The sequence below is a fragment of the Pseudomonas sp. WS 5079 genome (assembly GCF_012985465.1).
Lineage (GTDB): Bacteria > Pseudomonadota > Gammaproteobacteria > Pseudomonadales > Pseudomonadaceae > Aquipseudomonas.
Genome location: NZ_JAAQWN010000013.1, coordinates 39,593 through 59,698, shown reverse-complemented (window position 1 = coordinate 59,698; position 20,106 = coordinate 39,593). Strand labels below are relative to the sequence as shown.

At 62.4% G+C, this 20,106-nt stretch carries 15 protein-coding genes; 6 read left to right on the top strand and 9 right to left on the bottom strand.

The window, feature by feature from the left end; all coding sequences use genetic code 11:
- Positions 1 to 79 precede the first annotated feature (79 nt).
- Together HBO05_RS26270 and HBO05_RS26265 are read right to left on the bottom strand one after the other, a co-directional pair.
- Positions 80 to 1,042, bottom strand: a complete 963-nt coding sequence (locus tag HBO05_RS26270; protein WP_346343167.1) for a DUF4880 domain-containing protein — start codon at positions 1,040 to 1,042, stop codon at positions 80 to 82.
- A gap of 2 nt (positions 1,043 to 1,044) precedes the next feature.
- On the bottom strand, positions 1,045 to 1,554 hold the full coding sequence (locus HBO05_RS26265; protein WP_057440199.1) for a sigma-70 family RNA polymerase sigma factor: 510 nt from the start codon (positions 1,552 to 1,554) through the stop codon (positions 1,045 to 1,047).
- A 157-nt stretch (positions 1,555 to 1,711) separates the two neighbouring features.
- On the opposite strand from HBO05_RS26265, the gene HBO05_RS26260 reads away from it, so the two are divergent.
- Positions 1,712 to 2,215: a hypothetical protein gene (locus HBO05_RS26260; RefSeq protein ID WP_172314624.1), complete on the top strand. Its 504-nt coding sequence runs from the start codon at positions 1,712 to 1,714 to the stop codon at positions 2,213 to 2,215.
- Here the strand turns inward: HBO05_RS26260 and HBO05_RS26255 are convergent.
- From HBO05_RS26255 to HBO05_RS26245, 3 genes are all read right to left on the bottom strand, one after another.
- Positions 2,212 to 3,414, bottom strand: coding sequence for a benzoate/H(+) symporter BenE family transporter (locus HBO05_RS26255; RefSeq protein ID WP_172314622.1), 1,203 nt, complete (start codon positions 3,412 to 3,414; stop codon positions 2,212 to 2,214). The two genes, HBO05_RS26260 and HBO05_RS26255, sit on opposite strands and share 4 nt — an antisense overlap.
- 53 nt (positions 3,415 to 3,467) lie before the next feature.
- Positions 3,468 to 4,967: a PLP-dependent aminotransferase family protein gene (locus HBO05_RS26250; protein ID WP_172314620.1), complete on the bottom strand. Its 1,500-nt coding sequence runs from the start codon at positions 4,965 to 4,967 to the stop codon at positions 3,468 to 3,470.
- A gap of 90 nt (positions 4,968 to 5,057) precedes the next feature.
- Complete coding sequence (locus tag HBO05_RS26245; RefSeq protein WP_169955112.1) at positions 5,058 to 5,516, bottom strand: GNAT family N-acetyltransferase; 459 nt, start codon at positions 5,514 to 5,516, stop codon at positions 5,058 to 5,060.
- A gap of 196 nt (positions 5,517 to 5,712) precedes the next feature.
- Here HBO05_RS26245 and HBO05_RS26240 point away from each other — a divergent pair, with 196 nt between their 5' ends.
- On the top strand, positions 5,713 to 7,128 hold the full coding sequence (locus tag HBO05_RS26240; RefSeq protein ID WP_172314618.1) for a glycosyltransferase family 39 protein: 1,416 nt from the start codon (positions 5,713 to 5,715) through the stop codon (positions 7,126 to 7,128).
- Positions 7,129 to 7,131: 3 nt separating this feature from the next.
- Here the strand turns inward: HBO05_RS26240 and HBO05_RS26235 are convergent, their stop codons facing one another.
- The gene (locus HBO05_RS26235; protein ID WP_262381132.1) at positions 7,132 to 8,286 is read right to left on the bottom strand and encodes an OprD family porin; all 1,155 of its coding nucleotides are present in this window, start codon (positions 8,284 to 8,286) and stop codon (positions 7,132 to 7,134) included.
- A gap of 241 nt (positions 8,287 to 8,527) precedes the next feature.
- Between HBO05_RS26235 and HBO05_RS26230 the strand changes: the two genes are divergently transcribed.
- The 4 genes from HBO05_RS26230 (at position 8,528) to HBO05_RS26215 (ending at position 14,994) form a co-directional block, all read left to right on the top strand.
- Positions 8,528 to 9,421 carry a LysR family transcriptional regulator gene (locus tag HBO05_RS26230; RefSeq protein ID WP_170058532.1) on the top strand — a complete coding sequence of 298 codons (894 nt, stop codon included), beginning with the start codon at positions 8,528 to 8,530 and terminating at the stop codon, positions 9,419 to 9,421.
- Between the two features lie 211 nt (positions 9,422 to 9,632).
- Positions 9,633 to 11,072 (top strand): Na+/H+ antiporter NhaC family protein, encoded by a 1,440-nt coding sequence (locus HBO05_RS26225; RefSeq protein ID WP_169955116.1) that lies wholly within the window; start codon positions 9,633 to 9,635, stop codon positions 11,070 to 11,072.
- 19 nt (positions 11,073 to 11,091) lie between these two features.
- A complete protein-coding gene (locus tag HBO05_RS26220) occupies positions 11,092 to 12,912 on the top strand; it encodes a CocE/NonD family hydrolase (RefSeq protein WP_172314681.1) in 1,821 nt (606 codons plus the stop codon).
- 162 nt (positions 12,913 to 13,074) lie between these two features.
- Positions 13,075 to 14,994 carry a methyl-accepting chemotaxis protein gene (locus tag HBO05_RS26215; protein WP_172314616.1) on the top strand — a complete coding sequence of 640 codons (1,920 nt, stop codon included), beginning with the start codon at positions 13,075 to 13,077 and terminating at the stop codon, positions 14,992 to 14,994.
- Positions 14,995 to 15,620: 626 nt separating this feature from the next.
- On the opposite strand, the gene HBO05_RS26210 is transcribed toward HBO05_RS26215, so the two are convergent.
- The 3 genes from HBO05_RS26210 to HBO05_RS26200 form a co-directional block, all read right to left on the bottom strand.
- Positions 15,621 to 15,989 carry a glyoxalase superfamily protein gene (locus tag HBO05_RS26210; protein WP_170043659.1) on the bottom strand — a complete coding sequence of 123 codons (369 nt, stop codon included), beginning with the start codon at positions 15,987 to 15,989 and terminating at the stop codon, positions 15,621 to 15,623.
- Positions 15,990 to 16,078: 89 nt separating this feature from the next.
- Positions 16,079 to 18,535: a DUF6543 domain-containing protein gene (locus HBO05_RS26205; RefSeq protein ID WP_172314614.1), complete on the bottom strand. Its 2,457-nt coding sequence runs from the start codon at positions 18,533 to 18,535 to the stop codon at positions 16,079 to 16,081.
- Between the two features lie 107 nt (positions 18,536 to 18,642).
- Complete coding sequence (locus HBO05_RS26200; RefSeq protein WP_172314612.1) at positions 18,643 to 20,106, bottom strand: D-aminoacylase; 1,464 nt, start codon at positions 20,104 to 20,106, stop codon at positions 18,643 to 18,645.

Sequence of the window (20,106 nt, the reverse complement as noted above, 5' to 3'; positions counted from 1 at the left end):
GGGGCGCTCTTATTCAGCGTCTTCCCTGTCTTGATGCACGAGATGGCAAATACTGCCGGCCCCATGGAAATTTTTTTACCTAGGCCGCCACCACCGTCGCCAGGTAGCCGAAGACCCGCTGCACGCGCACCGGCAGCACCTTGGCCAGCAGGTCGAGGCTGGCATCCGGGCGGTCGAGGGAGAACGAACCCGAGACTTGCAGACCGGCAACCGCCGGGTCACAGCGCAACACCCCGCGCCGGTAACGGTTGAGCTGATCGACCACCTGGGCCAGCGGCATGCGCTCGGCAATCAGCAAGCCACGGCTCCAGGCATCGGCGGCGGGCGCAAGGGGTTGTGCCGGGCCGCTTTGGCGGCTGTCGAAGGCCAACTGCTGGCCGGCGCCGATCGACACCCGGCCACCTTGCTGCGGTTCGATCCAGACATGGCCTGCGAGCACTTGCACCAGGGTCCCGCGCTGGCCTGGCAGATCCTGGCTGATGATCAGCCGCGACAGCGCCACCGGCCGCACCCAGCCATGGGCGGTCTTGACGCCGACGAAGGTGTCCGCCGCCGTCGCCAATAGCAAGCGTCCCTGGTTCAGGGCCAATTGCGGGCCGCGCACATCCACCGCCGTCTGGGTGTCCAGTTGCACCGCGCCAGCGCCGGCCAACTGCAAGGGCCGCCGCTCGCCGGTGGTGGTGCGGTAGTCACTGAACAACTGCGGCAATACCACGCGCTCGCGCACACCCAGGCCCATGGCCGCCGCAATCCCCAGGCCGGCGAAACCCTTGAGCAGCGTGCGCCGCGAGGTCAGGCTGCGCGCCCGCAACAACTGGCGGGCGGCGGGCGCCGGCAGGGCAACGGTGCTGCTACGCAGGTCGCGGCTCAAGCCGGTCAAGCGCTGCCAGGCCAGTTCATGCTGGGGATTTGCATTGCGCCAGGCTGCACACGCGCGTTGCTCGGCGGCGCCGCTGACGCCCGATTGCAGGGTGACCATCCACATCAGCGCCTGGTCCAGCACGTATTCATCCAACAATTGATCGTCGGTTGGCTGGAACATCGTCATGCCTGGTACACCGCCAGGTAACAATGCCGATAGGCCTTGAGCATGGCCTTTTGCACAACATTCACGGTCAGGCCCAGTTGCTCGGCGATCTGTGGATAAGTCAGGCCGTCCAACTGCGACAGCAGGAAAATCTCCCGCACCTTGCTCCCCAACCCGTCCAGCACCTGCCCGACCGCATCCAGTGCTTCAAGTACCAACAAGCGGGTCTCCGGCGACGGCGCGTGTTCCGGCTCGAGGATCAACAGGGATTGTTCGTACGCACGCTCCAGAGCCTGGCGGCGAAAATACTGGCCGCACAGGCGGCTGGCGACCGTGGTGAGATAAGCCCGCGGCTCACGCAACAGCGGCAAGGGCCCACTGCTGAGGATACGCACGAAGGTGTCCTGAGCCAGGTCCAGTGCCTGCTCCTGCCCACCCAGCTTGCGCCGCAGCAACTGCACCACCCAGCCGTGATGCTGGGCGTAGAGTTCACCCACAGCACGGTGGGAGGAAGAGGATGAGGCCATCGAGATGATTTCCGGACTGGCAGCTGACGGGAGGCGCGTATGATAATACTTCTCATTAGAGACAAGTAGAAGTTTATACTCCCTGCTGTTTTATCCGACCCAAACACAGTGCCTGTCGCGTTTACCCCTTTGCTTCACTGCATGGAAGCCATTTGAATTGAGAAGACCGCTGACCTCTACACGCCTGCTCGTCGGCCTGGGCGTAGTACTTTTCGTGGCAACCATCGGGTTATGGGTGTTCTGGCTCGACCGCATCGTGTACTTCAATACGTTGAGCGTGATGATCTGCCTGGTGACATCGCCCCTATTGGCTGCCGTGGCATTTGTGCTGGGGGTTCGGCGCAGGAATCCGCGCCTCAGATTTACAATAATGGACTCGTTGGAAGAGGCGATCTCGCTGCTCGCCGTTATCGTCGTGGCCGATTTTTTCGTGTTGTCATTGCTTGTGTTTTTTTCAAGCACAAGGCCGGGCGACTACATCGCCAGCTACGAATACACCTCCGCCGGCAAGGGCTGTAGCGGGTTAAAGGTCTACGATCGAGAACTCGAAAAACGTATAAGAATCTGCCACCCGGATGCGCTTCGGGCGGGTGGCAAGGTCAGGGTCGAAAAGCTCAGTGGCCCGTTGGGTATCGCGGTGAAACGCGCCGAACTCCTTTAGCCCGCCGCGCGCGTCTGAACCCCGCGCCCACCGTGAATCACCCCATGCACCAACAACCCCGCCACCAGCCCCCAGAACGCGCCGCCAATCCCCAGCAGCGTGACATTGGCCGCCGTCGCCAAAAAGGTGATCAACGCGGTTTCCCGGGTGCGTGTATCGGCCATGGCATTGGCCAGGCTTGAACCGATGGCGCCGAGCAGCGCCAGGCCCGCCAAGGTGGTGATAAACGCGCGCGGCAGGACCATGAACAAGGTTGCCAGCGTCACGCCAAACACCCCGACCAGGATGTACAGCGCCCCACACACCAACCCGGCGATGTAGCGCTTGGACGGGTCCTGATGGGTATCGCGCCCGGTGCAGATCGCCGCCGTGATCGCTGCGACATTGAACGCGTGGGCGCCGAAGGGTGCCATCAACAAAGACCCCGGGCCGGTGACGGTGATGATCGGGTTGGCGCTGGTCTTGAACCCGTCGTTGCGCAGCACCAGCATGCCGGGGATGTATTGCCCGGTCAGGGTGATCACGAACAGCGGCAAGGCCACGCCAAAAAACGCCGCGATGGAAAAATGCGGCATTTCAAACACCGGGGCGGCCAGTTGCAGCTCCAGGCTGTGCAGGTCAAGCCGCTGTTGGGCGAGCAGCAACCCCAGGCCAATCAACAGAACTCCGACCATCGCATAACGTGAAGTGAAACGGCGCAGCACCGCGTAGGACACCACCAGGACAATCACCAGCAGCGGGTCCGCGTTGGCCCCGCCAAACGCCGCCACCCCAAACTGCAAGAGGATCCCCGCCAGCAAACCCGCCGCAATGCCACCGGGGATCAGCCGCACCAAGCGCTCGAACGCACCGCTCAGGCCCAGCACGATAAAACCGATGGCGCACATCACATAGGCACCGATCACTTCGGCATACGGTGTAAACGCCATGACCGTCGCCAGAAAGGCCACCCCCGGCGTCGACCACGCCGTGATGATCGGCTCGCGGTAGCGGTAGCTCAACCACGCACCGCTCACGCCCACGCCAATACTCACCGACCAGACCCAGGACGCGGTTTGCGCCGCGCTCAGTTGCGCCAGGTGCGCGGCCTGGAACACCAGGACAAAGGTCCCGGCGTAATTGACGATGACGGAAATCAGCGCACTGATGCTCGGTGACAGGTAGTCGGCAAGGCGCAGGCGTGGGGCGGGTCGGTTCATGGCGCATTCCTTTGGTTGAGGCCGCAAAGGCTAACAAGCACCGGACCGCCCTTTCAGTCCACTTCCCGACCTTGCACCAGACCACCCTTGAGCACCTTGGCCAATTGCCGGCTGGCGCTGTCGATTTCACCGGGCGTCAGCGCCGAGAACCCCAGCAGCCAGCCGCCCCTTGCCGGCGGCTGGGCGTAGAGCCGCGTGAGGCCAGGCAGTTGGATACCCACCCGCGCCGCCTGGCGAATCGTCTCCAGCTCCGACCATCCCTCATGCAGCACGCAAGGCAATTGCAAGCCCCCGGGCGGCAAGCTGGCGGTGACCACATGGCTCAAGTGGCGCTCCACCGCCTCGGCCATGGCATCACGTCGCTCGCCGTAGACTTTGCGCATCGCGCGGATATGGCTGCCGAAATGCCCATCGCTCATAAAGCGCGCCAGGGTCAACTGGGCGATTTGCGGGGTGTGGCCGTCGAGGATGCTGCGGGCGTAAGTCATGGGCTTGACCAACTCCCGGGGCAGCACCATAAAGCCCATGCGCAAGCCGGGGTACAGGGATTTGCTGAAGGTGCCGAGGTACAGCGTGCGCTGGTAACTATCCAGGCCTTGTACACAGGCGGTCGGCAGGCCTTCGTAGTGAAACTGGCTGTCGTAGTCGTCCTCGATGATCCAGCCTTGGCGCTGCTCGGCCCAGGCGATCAGGTCCAGGCGCCGTTCCAGCGCGAGGGTGGCGCCAGTGGGGTATTGATGGGACGGCGTGACATACACGGCATTGGCGCCACTGCGGTCGGCGCGCAAGGCGTCGATACACAGGCCTTTGGCGTCCACCGCCACCGGTACCACCTTGAGCTGGGCCATTTCAAACGCCTTGCGGGCGCCGAAGTAACCGGGGTCTTCCATCAGGATCGGCCGGCCTTCATCCACCAGCACCTGCGCGCACAAATACAGGGCCTGGCGCGTACTCGACAGCACCAGCACCTGATCCGGCGTGACCCGCGCGCCGCGCTCCAGGTTCAGGTAGTCGGCGATGGCCTGGCGCAGGGGTTCGGCGCCTTGCGGGTCGCCGTGCAACAGCAGGTTCGGGCGATAATCCTTCAATGCCTGGCGGTGCAGGCGCTCCCAGATGCCCACGGGAAAGGTGCGCGTTTCCGGCAGCCCCGTGGCAAACGCCTTGACCACTTGCTGGTCGGTAACGCCGCCGCTGGCGAGGATCTGCGCGCCCCTGGCACTCAGCGCCGCCTGGTTCGCCACCACCGGCTGGCGCTTGCGCGCCCCCAGCAGGCTCGGCCCGATTTTCTCGGAGACAAAACTGCCCGAGCCTTCGCGCCGACACAGGTAACCGTCCAATTGCAGTTGGACGTAGGCCATTTCCACGGTATCCCGGGAGATGCCCAGTGACTTGCACAGCGTGCGCGTGGCGGGCAAGCGGCTGCCGGGCGCGAGGATGCCCTCGAGGATCAACTGGCGCAGCACCCGTTGCACCCGCACCCGCAAATCCAGCGAGGCCAGCTTGGGGTCCGTCAGGCGGATCTTCAGCGTGTCCAGTTCCAGGTTGTGGGTCATTGACTTGGCCAAGGGCTAAAAAACCATGCATCTTTGTGCGAAGCCGCCGATATGTCCACGAGCAATATCGGCGAGCGTTGCGGGCGGGCGCTACAGGGCCATCCGATACTCGATGCAGCCCGAGTCTTCGGCGATCCAGTTGTAGAGTTTCTGCGCACGTTTATTGGTCTGCTGGGTATGCCAGTACAACCGGGCGCAGCCGTGGTGTTGCGCATAGCGCTGGACCCATTCGATCAACAGCTTGCCGGTGCCGCCACCGCGCACGGTGGGGGCCACGTACAGGTCTTCGAGGTAGCAAAAATCAGCGACCGCCCAGGTCGAACGATGCAACAGCGCATGCACCAGCCCGACCAACTCATCGCCCTGTACCGCCACGGCGCAGGCCATGGCTTCATCGGCATCGAGCAAGCGACTGAAGGCGGTGCGGGTGGTGGTCTCATCCAGGGTGACTTGATAAAAGTCCTGGTAGGCCAGCCACAGTTGCAGCCATTGCTCATAGTCTTCGGGTTGCAAGGCTCTCACCACGATTGCCTGTGGATCGTTACTCATCGCGTTCTCCTATCGGGAAGCCCGGTCCAGTGTGGATCGGGACCTGGCAATGGTAGGTTTCCAAGGCGGCGGCGAACCGACCACTTCCAGACCACCTGGCAGGCCAATCTACAACGGGCGCTACGTTCACAATTCGTTAAGGATTGCCTTCGTATACTCCAACGCTACCCCCCTCTAGCATCCGGTAACCCACCCCATGACACGCCCTGCCCCGCTGTTGCTGCTGCTTGCCGGTCTGCTGTTCTTCGTGGCCCTGGGTAATCATGAGTTGCAAGGTTCCACCGAAGCCCGGGTGGCCGGGATTGCCATGGCCATGCACCTGGATAATGACTGGGTGGTGCCGCGCCTGTTCGGTGAGCCGTTCCTGGAAAAACCACCCCTGAGCCTATGGCTGGATGCCGGGGCGATTCGCCTGTTTGGCGCCAGCACCGGCGCGGTACGACTGGCCTCGGCGTTTGCCGGGTTGTTCAGTGTGATGCTGCTGTACGGCATGCTGCGCCGCTTCGGACGGCCCAAGCCCCTGGCGTTTGGCGCCGCGCTGGTGCTGGCGACCATGGCCAGTTACTGGAGCAACGTGCGCGGCGTAGGTGAGGATGCGCTGCTCAGCCTCGGCGTGACCCTGGCCCTGCTGGCGTTCTACCAGGCCACCCGCGCGGAATCCCAGCCCGGTGCCAATATCGGCACATGGCTGCTGTTTACCTTGGGGATGGCCATCGCCACCTTGAGCAAAGGCGTGCTGGGCCTGGCGATGCCGGGCATTGTGATTTTTGCCTACCTGGCCTGCACCAGCCTGTTGGACAAGCGCGTGCGGCCCGGCCAATGGCTGCGGCCCGGCATGTTCACCCTACTGGCGCTGGTGCCGTTGTTGATCTGGCTGGGGTTTCTGTATCAACGGGGTGGGATGCAGGCAGTCGGTGAGGTGTTGTGGACCAACAGTGTCGGGCGTTTCAACGGCTCCTTCGTCGAAGCCGGGCATTACGAGCCGATCTACTATTACCTCGCCAAACTGCCCGAAGCCTTTTTGCCGTGGAATATCCTGGTGTACCTGGGCCTGTGGCATTTTCGCAAAAGCCTGGCGAGCAATCGTTACCGGCTGTTTTTCAGCCTGTGGCTGGTGGCGCAATTTACCCTACTGACCTTCGCCTCCAGCAAACGCATCGTGTATCTGATGGCCCTGACCCCGGCGGCGGCGGTCCTCGCGGCCGAATATGGCGCGGTTCTGCTCAGCCGCCTACCCGCCTATCGCCGTAGCCTGATCACCGGCGTATTTGCCGTGGTGATTGCCGGCTACCTGGGCGCTGCTATCTGGTATGCGCCCAAGGCCGACCGGCGAGAATCCTTCGTGCCGCTGACCCGCCAAATCCAGGAACTACAGGCCCAAGGGCACACGGTGGTGCTGTACCAGCCCAACGAGCGTGTGGCCGGCGCCAGCGTGTTTTACACCCAGAGCAACTTGCCGATCCTGCAGACGGAGGCACAACTGCGCGCCTATCTCGATGCCAGGCCGGGCAACGTGGCGTTGCTGGACCGTATCGAGCAACTGACGACTCCGGTCACCGCTCTCAAGCAGATCACCGTGGGCAGTCGCCCCTACTCGTTTGTCGAACAGTAAGGCCTACCAGAGCGCCAGATCGTACGTCAGGTAGACCCGGTAATTATCGCGGTCACTGGCATAGGTGGAACGGTAGGTGGCCTTGCGCAATTCCACGCCCAGGCCTTTGAGGGTGCTGTCCTGGATCACATAGCGCAGGTGGGTGTCGGACTCCCACTCGCGCGCTTCGCGGCCCTTGAAGTCGCCGTTCTGGCCTTTGTAGTAACGGGTCATGAAGCTCAGGCCCGGCAGCACGGCGGCGAAGTCATAGTCATAGCGCAGCATCCAGGTTTGCTCACCGGCCTGGATGAACTTGCCGACCCCAGCGTTGCTGAACGAGTACACCGTCGACACGCTGGCATAGGGCAGCGCGGTATCGCCGCTGACTTTCTGGTAGCCCACGCCCAGTGCCTGCGGCCCCAGGCGATAGGTGAACAGGCCGCTGAACATGTCGCTGTCGACCTTGCCGTTGCGCGCCTTGCCGGCTTCATTGCTGATGAAGTAGCGCAAATCACTGGTCAGGCTGCCCGGGCCCAACGGCTGCTTATGCACCAGGCCGAGGAATTGCTGGCGATAGAATTCGCGCATTTCCCCGTAGTACCAGGTGCCACTGAGCGTAGGCGTGAAGGCATAGGTGGCGCCGGCGAAATCGAAGTCGCTGCCCTTCTTGCCGCTGTAGCCCTGTGGATAAATATCCACGCTGTCGGTGGAGTTACGCAGCTTGAATTGATCCAGGTGCCCGCTGTGCAGGTACAGGTTGCGGATGCCCGTGTATTCGACCTGGGTGCCGCGAAATGTCTGGGGCAGCAGGCGCCCATCGTTGTGCACCAGCACCGGGATCTTGGGCAACAGCGTGCCGGTTTTCACCACGGCCGCGCCGATGCGCATTTTTGCGGTCACGCCGAGGCTGGAGAATTCATTGGCGGCGCGCCCATCATCATGGACCGGCAACAAACCGGTGCCCGCGTGGGTGCGGCTGGAGTCGAGCTTGATCCCCGACAGCCCCTGGGCATCCAGGCCAAACCCCACGGTACCTTCGGTGTAGCCCGACTGCAGGTTGAGCAGAAAGCCTTGCGCCCACTCCTTGCGGTCCTCGCCACCGTCGCGATAACCGTCGTTGAAATAGTAATTGCGCAGGCTCAGCTTGCCCTGGGAATCCTCCCAGAACCCCTGGGCCATCAGCGCCGGCGACAGACTCGCCAGCAAGCCGGCGGTAACTACGCCGCCTCTCGTGAAAAGCTCACGCATCAGTGTTTCCTCAATGCCGTATTGTCGATTTTTATGGGCAGTTGCTCCGTGTGCCAGGCTGGACGCCAGGTCACATTGGGGCGGACACTAACGGCTTGCCGAACGTCCCACAACGTTATGCGAGAAGCGCATGACGCTATGCGCAAAGCCGCCCTTCGACAGGAAATCCACGGTGAACCTCAAGCAACTCGAAGCCTTCAAGGCGATCATGTCCACCGGCTCGACCATCGGCGCGGCCACGCGCATGGGCTTGTCGCAGTCTGCGGTCAGCCGCTTGTTGAGCCAGTTGGAGGACGCCCTGGGGTTTGCCCTGTTCCTGCGCAAAAAGGGCCGCCTGATGGCCACGCCAGAGGCCGAGGAGTTGCTCACCGAGGTCGCCGGCCTGGTGGACGGCATGCAGCGTATCCAGCGTCTGGCCGACGAAATGCGCGTCGGCCGCTCGCGCAAAAGCCTGCTCAAGGTCGGTGTCCCCACCAGCATGACCCAGCAATTGTTACCGCGGATTGTCGCGGACTTTCTCAAGGACCATGACGACACCGTGGTCGAACTGCTGACCGGCTCCTACGACATGATCGAACGCGCCGTACTGGACCGCTCCGCCGACCTGGGTTTTGTGCGCCTGCCCACCGAGATTCCCGACTTCGATATCGAGCCGGTGCTGCACACCGAAGGCGTGTGCGTGATGCCAGCCGATCACCCGTTGAGTCGCCAAGAGTTCATCGAGGTGCAGCATCTGCGCAACGTGCCGCTGGTGATGCTGGGCCGGCAACGGGCGGTGCGTACCGAGTTGAACCAGATGTTCCGCGCCGCCAACCTGACGCCCCAGGTGCGGGTCGAGGTGCACTCGGTGGGCGCCGCCTGCAGCTTTGTCGCCGAAGGCCTAGGGGTGTCGATCGTCAACGGTTTGCTGGCCAGCCACTTCATGCATCTGCCGATTGTCAGCCGGCCGTTTCGCCCGGCGTTGCCCTATGAATTTGGCCTGGCATTTCGTGCCGACGAGCCACGCTCACAGTTGGTAACGGCCTTCGCCGACCACCTCAAAAGCCGCCTCGCCACCCCACTGTAGGAGCTGGTTTGCCGGCGATGACAGCCGCGCCAACACCACAGCCTCCGAGCCGAACCGCTCGTCGTTGCGCGCAATCTGTGTGTAAAACGCATACCCCAACCCGCCCCACGCATAACGTTGTGGGCCTGCGCGCTTTGCCCTAGTGTCCGCCCACCACAACAATAACAGCGCACTCACCCCGCCCAGACGGGGTCGCGCCGGGGCCGCCAGCATGACCGAACCGCAGATCCTCCGTACCCCGCCGCCCACCGAGGCGGCCGCAGACAAACCCGTGCAACGCAAGCAAATCAACCCGGCGATCATTCTGCTGAGTATCGTGCTGCTCGCCGTCGCCTTCACCTATGCGGTGAATGCCGGCAAGTTCCAGCGCCACAATGGCCTGGTGGTGCCGGGCTCGTACCAGGTGCTGGAAAAGCAGGACTCCTTCAGCCAACTGTTCTCCCTGGAACCACGCAAGGCCGGCGACACAACCGCACGCCCGGTGTCGTTGGTGGAAGGCTTCATGGCCATCCCCCAAGGCATCGAAAAGCGTGCGGCGCTGATTTTCATGGTGCTGTTCATCGGCGGCATGTTCGGCGTGCTGAACAAGGCCGGGGTAATCGACGCCGGGCTGGAGCGCCTGCTGGGCCTGACGCGGGGCAATATCTACGTGCTGGTGCCGAGCCTGATGCTGGTGTTTTCCGCCGGCAGCACCTTCATGGGGCTGGCCAAGGAATTCATCCTGATCGTGCCGTTGATGGTGGCCATGGCTAACCGCCTGGGGCTGTCGAACCTGATTGGCCTGGCCATCGTCACCATCTCGGTGAAGATCGGCTACCTGGCGTCCATCTCCAACCCGGTGGCGTTGTCCGTGGCCCAGCCGATGGTCGGCCTGCCGATCTTCAGCGGCTTGAGCATGCGCGTCGCCGCTTACTGCACCTTCCTGCTGGTGGGTATCGCGTTTGTGCTGTGGAGCATTCGCAAGCACGGCTTTGATGCCAGCGCGCAGATCACCTTTGAAAGCAAACCCCTGCCGATTCGCCACCTGCTGAACCTGCTGGTGCTGGGCGGCGGGATCGGCTTCCTGGTGTATGCCTCGAACCGCTGGGGCTGGAAATACCATGAACTGTCGGCGTTCTACCTGCTGCTGACCGTGGCCTTTACGGTGATCGCCGGCCTGGCTGCCAGCACTGCCGCCAGCGCGTTTGTCGATGGCATGAAAAAGGTGCTGATCGCCGGCGTATTGATCGGCCTGGCGACCGCCGTGGAAATCATCCTCAGCACCGGCCAGGTGCTGGACACCATCGTCAACAGCCTGGCCAACCTGGTGGGCGACCACGGGCCGGTGGTCTCAGCCTACGGCATGTTCTTCGCGCAACTGGGGCTGGACGTGCTGATCCCGTCCACCTCAGGCCAGGCGGCGGTGACCATGCCGATCTTCGGGCCGCTGGGCCAGTTGTCCGGGGTCAGCCCGCAAACCACGGTGTTTGCCTTTTTGATGGGCAACGGCCTGACCAACATGATCACCCCGACCTCCAGCGGCCTGCTGGTGCTGCTGGCCACCGCCAACGTCGGCTGGGGCCAATGGGCGCGCTACATCCTGCCGCTGTTCCTGATCTACGCGGTGCTGGCGATGGTGCTGTTGGCCATTGCCGTGCAAACCGGATATTGAGCCGATGAGTGTTTTACCTATGCAAACCCTGCACAACCAGATGATCGCCATGCGCGATGGCATCCACCTGGCCACCGATATCTACCTGCCGGCGGGCGGCGAAGGGCCGTATCCGGTGGTGATCGAACGTACGCCCTATGACAAGCGCAAACCGTCGCGCTCGGAAAAACAGCTCGACGGCCAGCACATCTCCCGCGAGCAGATGGCGGCGCGTTTTACCGCCCAGGGGTTTGTCGCGATATTCCAGGATTGCCGCGGGCGCTACGCCTCCGAAGGGGTGTTCACCAAATACACCGCCGAGGGCGAAGACGGCTTCGACACCCTGGCCTGGATCGTTCGCCAGCCATGGTGCAACGGCAAGATCGGCAGCATGGGCCTGTCCTACGCGGCCCACACCCAGCTGGCGATGGCCTGCCTGCACCCGCCGGGCCTGAGCAGCATGGTGCTCGACAGCGGCGGCTTCGCCAACGCCTACCAATGCGGGATTCGCCAGGGCGGTGCGTTTGAACTCAAGCAGGCTACCTGGGCCTTTCGCCAGGCCAAGGAAAGCCCGCTAGCCCTGGCCGACCCGCAAGTACGCCAGGCGCTGGAAGACGAAGACATCCATGAGTGGTTCCGCCGCATGCCCTGGCAGGCGGGCCAATCACCGTTGCGCCATGTGCCCGAGTACGAAGCCTATCTGCTGGAGCAGTGGGCCCAGGGCACTTTCGGCCCCTACTGGCAGAAGTCGGGAATTTATGCCGAAGGTCATTACGCGGACTTGCCGGATATTCCCGTGTTGTTCATGTCCAGTTGGTATGACGCTTATGTCAGCTCGACCCTGGCCAACTACGCCGCATTCACCCGCGCCAACCGTGCACCGCAACAGTTGATCATGGGGCCGTGGCTGCACGGTGACCGTAACATCAGCCATAGCGGCGATGTGGAGTTCGGCGCCCAGGCCGCGTTTGACGGCCAGGTGGCGCAGGATTGGTTGAGTTGCCGCCTGCAATGGTTCGAGCAGTCCCTCAAGCCAGGGACGCAGCCACCGCAAGCCCAGGTGCAGGTGTTCCTGATGGGCGGCGGCAGCGGCTTGCCGGATGAAAAGGGGCGCCTGCAACACGGCGGCCGCTGGTTGCAGGCCGAGCAATGGCCGCTGCCCGGCACCCAGGCGCTGACCTTGTACCTGGATGAACAACGGCAATTGACCGAGGTTGCGCCCAGCGCTGACGAGGCCGTCCTGGGTTACTACGCCGACCCGGCCAACCCGGTGCCGACCGTGGGCGGCGCACTGACATCCGGTGCGCCGATCTTCGTCGGTGGCGCCTTCGACCAGCGTGAGCGCGCGGACTTTTTTGGCACCCATGGTGACAATCGCCCCCTGTGCGAGCGCGACGATGTGCTGAGCTTTGAGACCGCGCCCCTGAGCGAAGACCTGATCGTCGCCGGCACGGTGCAGATCGAGCTATGGATCGACAGCGACGCGCCGGACACCGACTTCACCGCCAAGCTGGTGGATGTCTACCCGCCGAGCGCCGCTTACCCGCAAGGCTTTGCGATGAACATCACCGACGGCATCCGCCGCTGCCGTTATCGCGACGCGTGGGAGCAGCCCAAACCGCTGACACCCGGCGAGCGGGTGAAAGTGAACATCGAGCCATTTGCCACCTGCAACCTGTTCAAGCAGGGCCATCGCCTGCGCCTGGACATTTCCAGTAGCAATTTCCCGCGCTTCGACGTCAACCCCAACAGCGGCGAAGCCGAGGGCCAGGCCCACGACCCGCGCATTGCCCACAATCGCATCCACCTCAGCCGGGATGCCGCATCGTGTCTGGTCCTGAGCATCCTGCCCAACGGGTGAAGAGCGCCTACATCGGGAGTAATGACCGCTCATCCGCCAATCCCACATTGGCTAAAAAACCGTTTCAGCTCTCGCCCTGCCTGCCGATATCTCCTGACTATCCATCGGCTGGGCGATCTTCCAGCAACTGATGTACACGCAATCTGTTCCTGGAGGAATTCGATGAATACATGGTTTGGCAACATCAGCGTCAACTTGAAACTGGGCCTGGGCTTCGGCCTGGTACTGGTGCTCACCTCGATCCTCGCGCTCACCGGCTGGACCAGCCTGGGCAGCCTGATCGACCGCAGCAACTGGATGAGCGACATCACCCAGCTCAACGCCTCGCTGACCAAACTGCGGATCGTGCGCCTGCAATACATGCTCGCCAACGGCGATGAAACCGTGGCGCAGAACGTCCAGACCACCCTCGACAGTTTTGCCGCGCAGCAGCAACAGTTGGTCAACAGCTTCAAGAGCCCGGAAAACCTCAAGCTGCTCAACGAGCAGAAAGACATCATCACCGCCTACCGGCAGTCGCTGAACAAAATGCGCGAGGCCTACCGTAACGGCAACGCGGCTCGCCAGACCATGGGCGAACGCGCCGACGCCGCCGGCCTGGTGATTGCGGCACTGGACCAGAGCGTGCGGCAGTTGCCTGAAAGCAGTGAACGCTTCGCCCAGTACGAAGCCGTCAACCACGCCAAGGAAGAGTTCCAGGTGGCCCGCTATGAAGTGCGCGGCTACACCGGCAACGTCAACCCGGACACCGAAGCCCGTGCCGCGGCGCAGATTGAATCGGCGATCAATGGCCTCAAAGGCTTGAAGAACGTGTTTGGCGAGTCCCAGCAAGCCGAGCTGATCGCCCTGGAAAATGCCCTGGGCGCCTATCGCAATGCGCTACAGGCGTATAAAGCGGCCAACGCCAATATCGTCCTCGCTCGCCAGGAAATGACCGTGCAGGGTGCCGATATCGTGTCGCGCAGCGAAGCGCTGTATGACATCCAGCTGCAACGCCGCGACGCCGAAAGCGTCCAGGCCCGCAGCCTGCAACTGATCAGCACCGTGCTGGCGCTGCTGGTGGGGATTATCGCCGCGCTGGTCATCACCCGGCAGATCACCCGCCCGCTGCAGGAAACCCTGGCCGTGGTCGAGCGCATCGCTTCCGGCGACCTGAGCCACAACATCCAAGTGACCCGCCGCGACGAACTGGGCGTGCTGCAACAAGGCATCCAGCGCATGGGCACCACCTTGCGCGAGCTGATTTCCGGGATCCGCGACGGCGTCACGCAGATCGCCAGCGCAGCCGAAGAGCTGTCGGCCGTGACCGAGCAGACCAGCGCCGGGGTCAACAGCCAGAAAATCGAAACCGATCAAGTGGCCACCGCCATGCATGAAATGACCGCCACCGTGCAGGAAGTGGCGCGTAACGCCGAACAAGCCTCCCAGGCCGCATCCGCCGCCGATGGCCAGGCCCGCGAAGGCGACAAGGTGGTGGCCGAAGCCATCGCCCAGATCGAACGCCTGGCCGACGAAGTGGCACGCTCCACTGACGCCATGGCCCACCTGCAACAAGAGAGCAACAAGATCGGCAGCGTGATGGACGTGATCAAGGCCGTGGCCGAGCAGACCAACCTGCTGGCGCTCAACGCCGCGATTGAAGCGGCGCGCGCCGGTGAAGCCGGGCGTGGGTTTGCCGTGGTCGCCGACGAGGTACGTGGCCTGGCCCAGCGCACGCAAAAATCCACCGAAGAAATCGAAGGCCTGGTCGCCGGCTTGCAGAACGGCACCCAGCAAGTGGCCAATGTGATGAACAACAGCCGCAGCCTGACCGACAGCAGCGTCGAACTGACCCGCAAGGCCGGCGTCTCCCTGGAGAACATCACCCGCACGGTGTCGAACATCCAGTCGATGAACCAACAGATCGCCGCCGCCGCCGAACAACAAAGCGCCGTGGCCGAAGAGATCAGCCGCAGCATCGTCAATGTACGTGACGTATCGGAACAGACCGCAACGGCCAGCGACGAGACTGCCAAGTCGAGCGTCGAACTGGCACGGCTGGGCAGCCAGTTGCAGCAGATGGTCAGCCATTTCCGGGTCTAAGCAAAAAGCCGCCCCGGCCGAAACCGGGGCGGCTCCACTTCTCAGGCCTTAGCGGTCATCGAAGCTGTCTCGCAGGAATTTCCAGACGTGATAAACACGCAGGCAATTCACTACGAGGTCCCACGTACGTCGTGCAAACTTGGACATACTCGGCCCTCCTAAGAGTTGGGCCTTACCTCCAGCGCACTTACCGGAACACGTGAGCCTTTGGACGCTAGTCAGTGCTCCTGTGAGGCGGCTGGGTTGATGGTCCTCCTGCATGAATCCGGCACGGATTACCAGCCCGTGGCAGTCGGTCCAAAATTTGCGCGCGAACCCAGCCAACCTACTTCACGGCGAACGCAAAACGAGGGCGATATTAGCTCAGCACCTCACGCCAAGGTGTGACAAACAGCGGCTGATGCCCCTGCAAAGTTGTTGCTGCTTTTTGCGTTCGCAAGTAACAAAAACTAACACGGACGAGAGTGGCAAACGCTCTTCGTCAGGTCTTGCATAAAGCCATAAAGCGGCAGTAGTATCGCCAACACGTCAGTGCTTCCTGTGAGCGCGCAACCCCAGCCACTAACTGGGATTGCAATAAAAAACCGCCCTACCAAGGCGGTTTTTTATTGCCTGAAATTTGTCGATCAGGCTTGCCCTTCCTCGACAAACACCAGCCGATTGCCAAACGGGTCCTTGATGCTCATCTCCCGCGAGCCCCAGGGAGTTTCCTCCACTCCAGGCTTGGCAAAGCGATAATTCTTGGCCTGCAATTGCTGCTGGAACCCATCCACCCCTGATGCCTGAATCCGCACCGCTGCGCCCGGTGATGCATCGCCATGGTGCTCGGATAGATGCAGCACGCACTCGCCCAACGACACTTGCAGGTACAACGGAAAATTCGCTTCGAACCGGTGCTGCCAATCGACCTTGAATCCCAGGAAATCGACGTAGAACTCCAGCGCCTTGGCCTCGTCGAAAATCCGCAGGATGGGGGTGACGTTTCCTAACCGCATAAGACTCTCCAAATCCAGAATACTCCCTGTTGAGGCGCCATCACCCTACCCCATAGCCCGTCCACTGTGAATGCCTGACGACGCTGCGTTCAACCATGGGGGATTTTGGTGATCCGCGCGTTCGACAGATCCTCATTGGACACATGCACCTCATCGAACCTATAGGCATTTGCCGCAAACTGATCCAGGCGCCCCTCGTTGCGCAGACGCTCAAGGGTACCGGGTGCAACGCACTGGCGGGCCTCGACGAACTGGGGGTTGGCGTCGATGTTTTCATTGAAGGACACGGAAGGAATGCCGCGGCTGTCGATTTCGTACAAATGGTAATCGCCGCTGAACTCTGTCTCGCCAAAATGCATGGCCGCGGCCTTGGAACCAGAGGCCACCAGCACCTTGCCATCCATCATTTTTTCGGGCCCGGAAAAGAAGTTTGAGTCCCGAAAACCAACATCCAACGGGTCCCCCCGGCGCTCCACGCGCTCGGCCTTTTCGACGCGATACAACTTGGGCCGGTCGGTGCGCTCGATCATGCCCCGACTGTTGAAATACCCACCGGCAGGCAGGGTGACGCCGGCCTTGAAGGGGTTGGTCTTGATGACATTATCCTCATAGGGATCGTAATCCCCGGATGAAGTGGCATCCGAAGCCACGGAAGGTGGCGACTGCTCATCCTCCGACAGTTCCCCCTCCGAGTCGTCAAGCCTGGGTCTTTTGGGGCTGGGCTGTGGGGTCTCATACCTGGGCTGAACCTGCGGCCGCCGGGATCCCGACTGCAGGTAAATTTCCATGGAGGGATCCCACGCAGGATTCAGCTTGCCCCCCAGCGGCGCAGGTAAACGTGGCGGGCCGTCGGGGCTCATCAACACGCCAATTTTGCCGTTCACTCGTCGATAATTGAAAAAAGGTCTGGCTCCCGCGCCGTTTGCAGCCTCGCCCTGGCCCGCTGGTGAGGCTGCCTCGACGGCGGGATCGGCAGTGAGGGGAACAGACTTGCCCAGCGCATGAAAAAACCCCATCGTCGCCACGTCCATCACCGCAGCATGCAAGCCACTCGCGCGCTCGGCCTGGGTATCGCCTTGCACAGCCGTGTCGATTTCCAGCCCCACCTGTGCTCCAAACAATGCAGTGCCAAGCGCGAAGCCAATCGGCCCGAGCAATGCCATCGGGATGGCAAAGACCGCATTGCCCGCTTGCAACAGGCCCAGGGCATCGTCCTTGTACATCTCGGCATTGGACTTCATTTCGGTATCGGCATCGTTGTTGATGCGCTCACGTGTCTGGCTGGCCATGAAGGAAAACACATCACCACCGACAGGGTAATTCAGGGTGTCGATATGGCTGTCGTTGGCCGCCAGGTCACGAGAACCTAGTTTTTTCAGGGTACTGTCCACACCGCTGGCACTCAGGACGCCGAATACCCCCTGCTGGCGATCGCGCAAGGAAAAATGCGCCTCCAGCGCCGTGGCCTTCGCCGGGTCGTTGCTCTGCGCAAGTACCCACTGGTCCACTTCGGCACGGTCCTTGAACGCCAGCAAGGAGGGTTGGCCCCCGGGGATATACAAGGTTTCGCTGCCATCCTTCGCGACAAACCGCAGGATGTTGTTGGAGCGGTAGCCATTGATGTCGAAGCACAACACCCGGGTGTCCGGCCCTGGCGCCGCCTCGGCCTGTAACTGTTCTTTTGACACCGGGCCTTCGAGCGGCACGTTGGGCGCGGCCGCCTGCATGACGCTGGCATACGCCTGCGGGCTCAAGCCCTGGCTGGGATCTTTCTGGTTCAGGCTCCGGGCGGCTCGGGCTTGCATTACAAACTGCTTTTTCGCCAGCGTGCGCCACTCGCTGCCGTGCTGGGTCCAGAAGTCGTCCAGCTTGGCAATCACCTTCTTCTGCAAGTCGCCCTCGCGCACCAAATCCAACAACTCGCTGGGCTTCATGCGCAGTTGATTGTCCGCGTTGTAGCTGCCCTTTTGCGGGCCATCCAGGTAGAGGCCGTAGACTGAATCCAGGTCCCGCCAGGCCTCCCGGGCATTGGGTACATCATCATGAATTTTCGAGTAAATGAAGCCAGGCCCGGTTCGATCAAGAACGAACCGGCCCAGACGGCTGAAAAAGTCCGTGACGCTTTCACTTTCAAACAGGGAGAACGGGCTTGTGTTCGAAGACAGGAAATGGGCTACCGCCTGGGCCTTCCCGGCAGCGCCATAGCGCTGCGCCGAGAAAAAATCGCTGGCGACGGCCTCGGTGAGGGTCATGGAGGATTCGGGAGCCCCGTTGTGCTCCCAGCCCGTCACCGCACTGGGATTGTGCGTGCTGTGCGCCGACGAAAATTTATGCAGGTAGACCTTGTCAGGGTCGATCCATTGGTTGGTCAGGTTCCAGACTTTCTCCTGGATCCAGCCTTTGATCGTATCGCGGGGGAAAGGAAAGGCTGCCAGCGCATTGGCGGTCGCCGCATGAATGCTGGCAGCAGGGCCACTGGCGTACAACGCGGCCGCAACGTTGGGCGGGTTACCGAAACGACTGACGCTATCATATTGATTTGGCATACAGGCTCTCCGTAAGAAGTCCTGCCCATCTTAGATAGCGCTTCCACCGTCACAACCTACCTTTTGTAAACCCTCATTGACCACAATCCGACACACCTCACGGCCGATCACACCTGGGCAAAACCCCGCCGCAAATCCCCGCTACGCGCCAGGAAGCGCCCGGCCCTGTGACCATTCGCCTGCCCCTCGCAGTAGCTCAACACACCATTGACCCACACCCCATCAATCCCCTCGGCGGCACGTTGCGGGTCCTTGAAGTCCGCCACATCCCTTACCCGCAACGGGTCGAACAGCACAAGGTCAGCCCAATGCCCCTCGCGGATTTCGCCACGCTCGGCCAGGCCAAAGCGCGCGGCCGACAGGCCGGTCATTTTGTGTACGGCTGTGTGCAGCGGGAACAGTCCCAGGTCGCGGCTGAAATGTCCGAGCACCCGTGGAAATGCGCCCCACAAGCGCGGATGGGGGAACGGGTCTTCCGGCAATCCATCGGAGCCGACCATCGACAGTGGATGGGCGAGGATACGCTGCACATCGGCCTCATCCATGCCGTAATAGACCGCCCCCGCCGGTTGCAGGCGGCGGGCGGCGTCCATCAGGGATACGCCCCACTCGGCGGCGATGTCCTGCAGATCGCGCCCGCCCACTTGCGGGTGCGGCGTCGACCAGGTGATGGTGATGGGAAATGCATCGGTGACTTGCTTGAGGTCCAGGGTCGAGGAACTGGCGGCATAGGGATAACAATCGCAACCCACCGGGTGGCTCTTCGCCGCCTGCTCCAGGGACGCCAGCAGCTGTGGACTACGCCCCCAGTTGCCGGCGCCGGCACATTTGAGGTGGGAAATGATCACCGGTGCCTTGGCGTGGCGGCCGATCAGAAACGCCTCGTCCATGGCCTCCAGCACCGGCTCGAACTCACTGCGCAGATGGGTGGTGTACACGGCGCCAAACGCCGTCAGCTCTTCACTCAGTTGCAGCACTTCGTCGGTGTCGGCGCTGAACGCGCTGGCGTAGGCCAGGCCTGTGGATAAGCCGAGGGCGCCCGCCGCCAGGCTTTCCTGCAGTTGCTCGCGCATCGCCGCGATTTCGGTGGCGGTGGCGGTGCGGTGCAGGTCGTCCATATGGTTGCTGCGCAAAGCGGTATGGCCAATCAATGCCGCGACGTTGAGAGCCGGGTGAGCGTTTTCCACCGCCGCGCGGTAATCGAGGAAACGCGGATAGGCGAACGCCTCGGCCTTGCCCAGCAGGTTCATCGGGTCCGGTGGGGCACCACGCAGGCTGACCGGCGCGGCGCTGATGCCGCAGTTGCCGACAATCACCGTGGTCACGCCCTGGCTGAGCTTGGGCAGCATCTGCGGCTGGCGGATCACCACGGTGTCGTCGTGGGTGTGCACGTCGATAAAACCCGGTGCCAGTACGCGGCCATTGGCCTCGATCTCATGCTCGCCCCGGGCGGCCGACAAGTCGCCGATTTTCTCGATCCGCCCCTCGCGCAGCCCCACGTCGGCGAGATACCCCGGCGTGTTGCTGCCATCAATGATCAGCGCCTGGCGAATCAGCGTGTGGTACTTCAT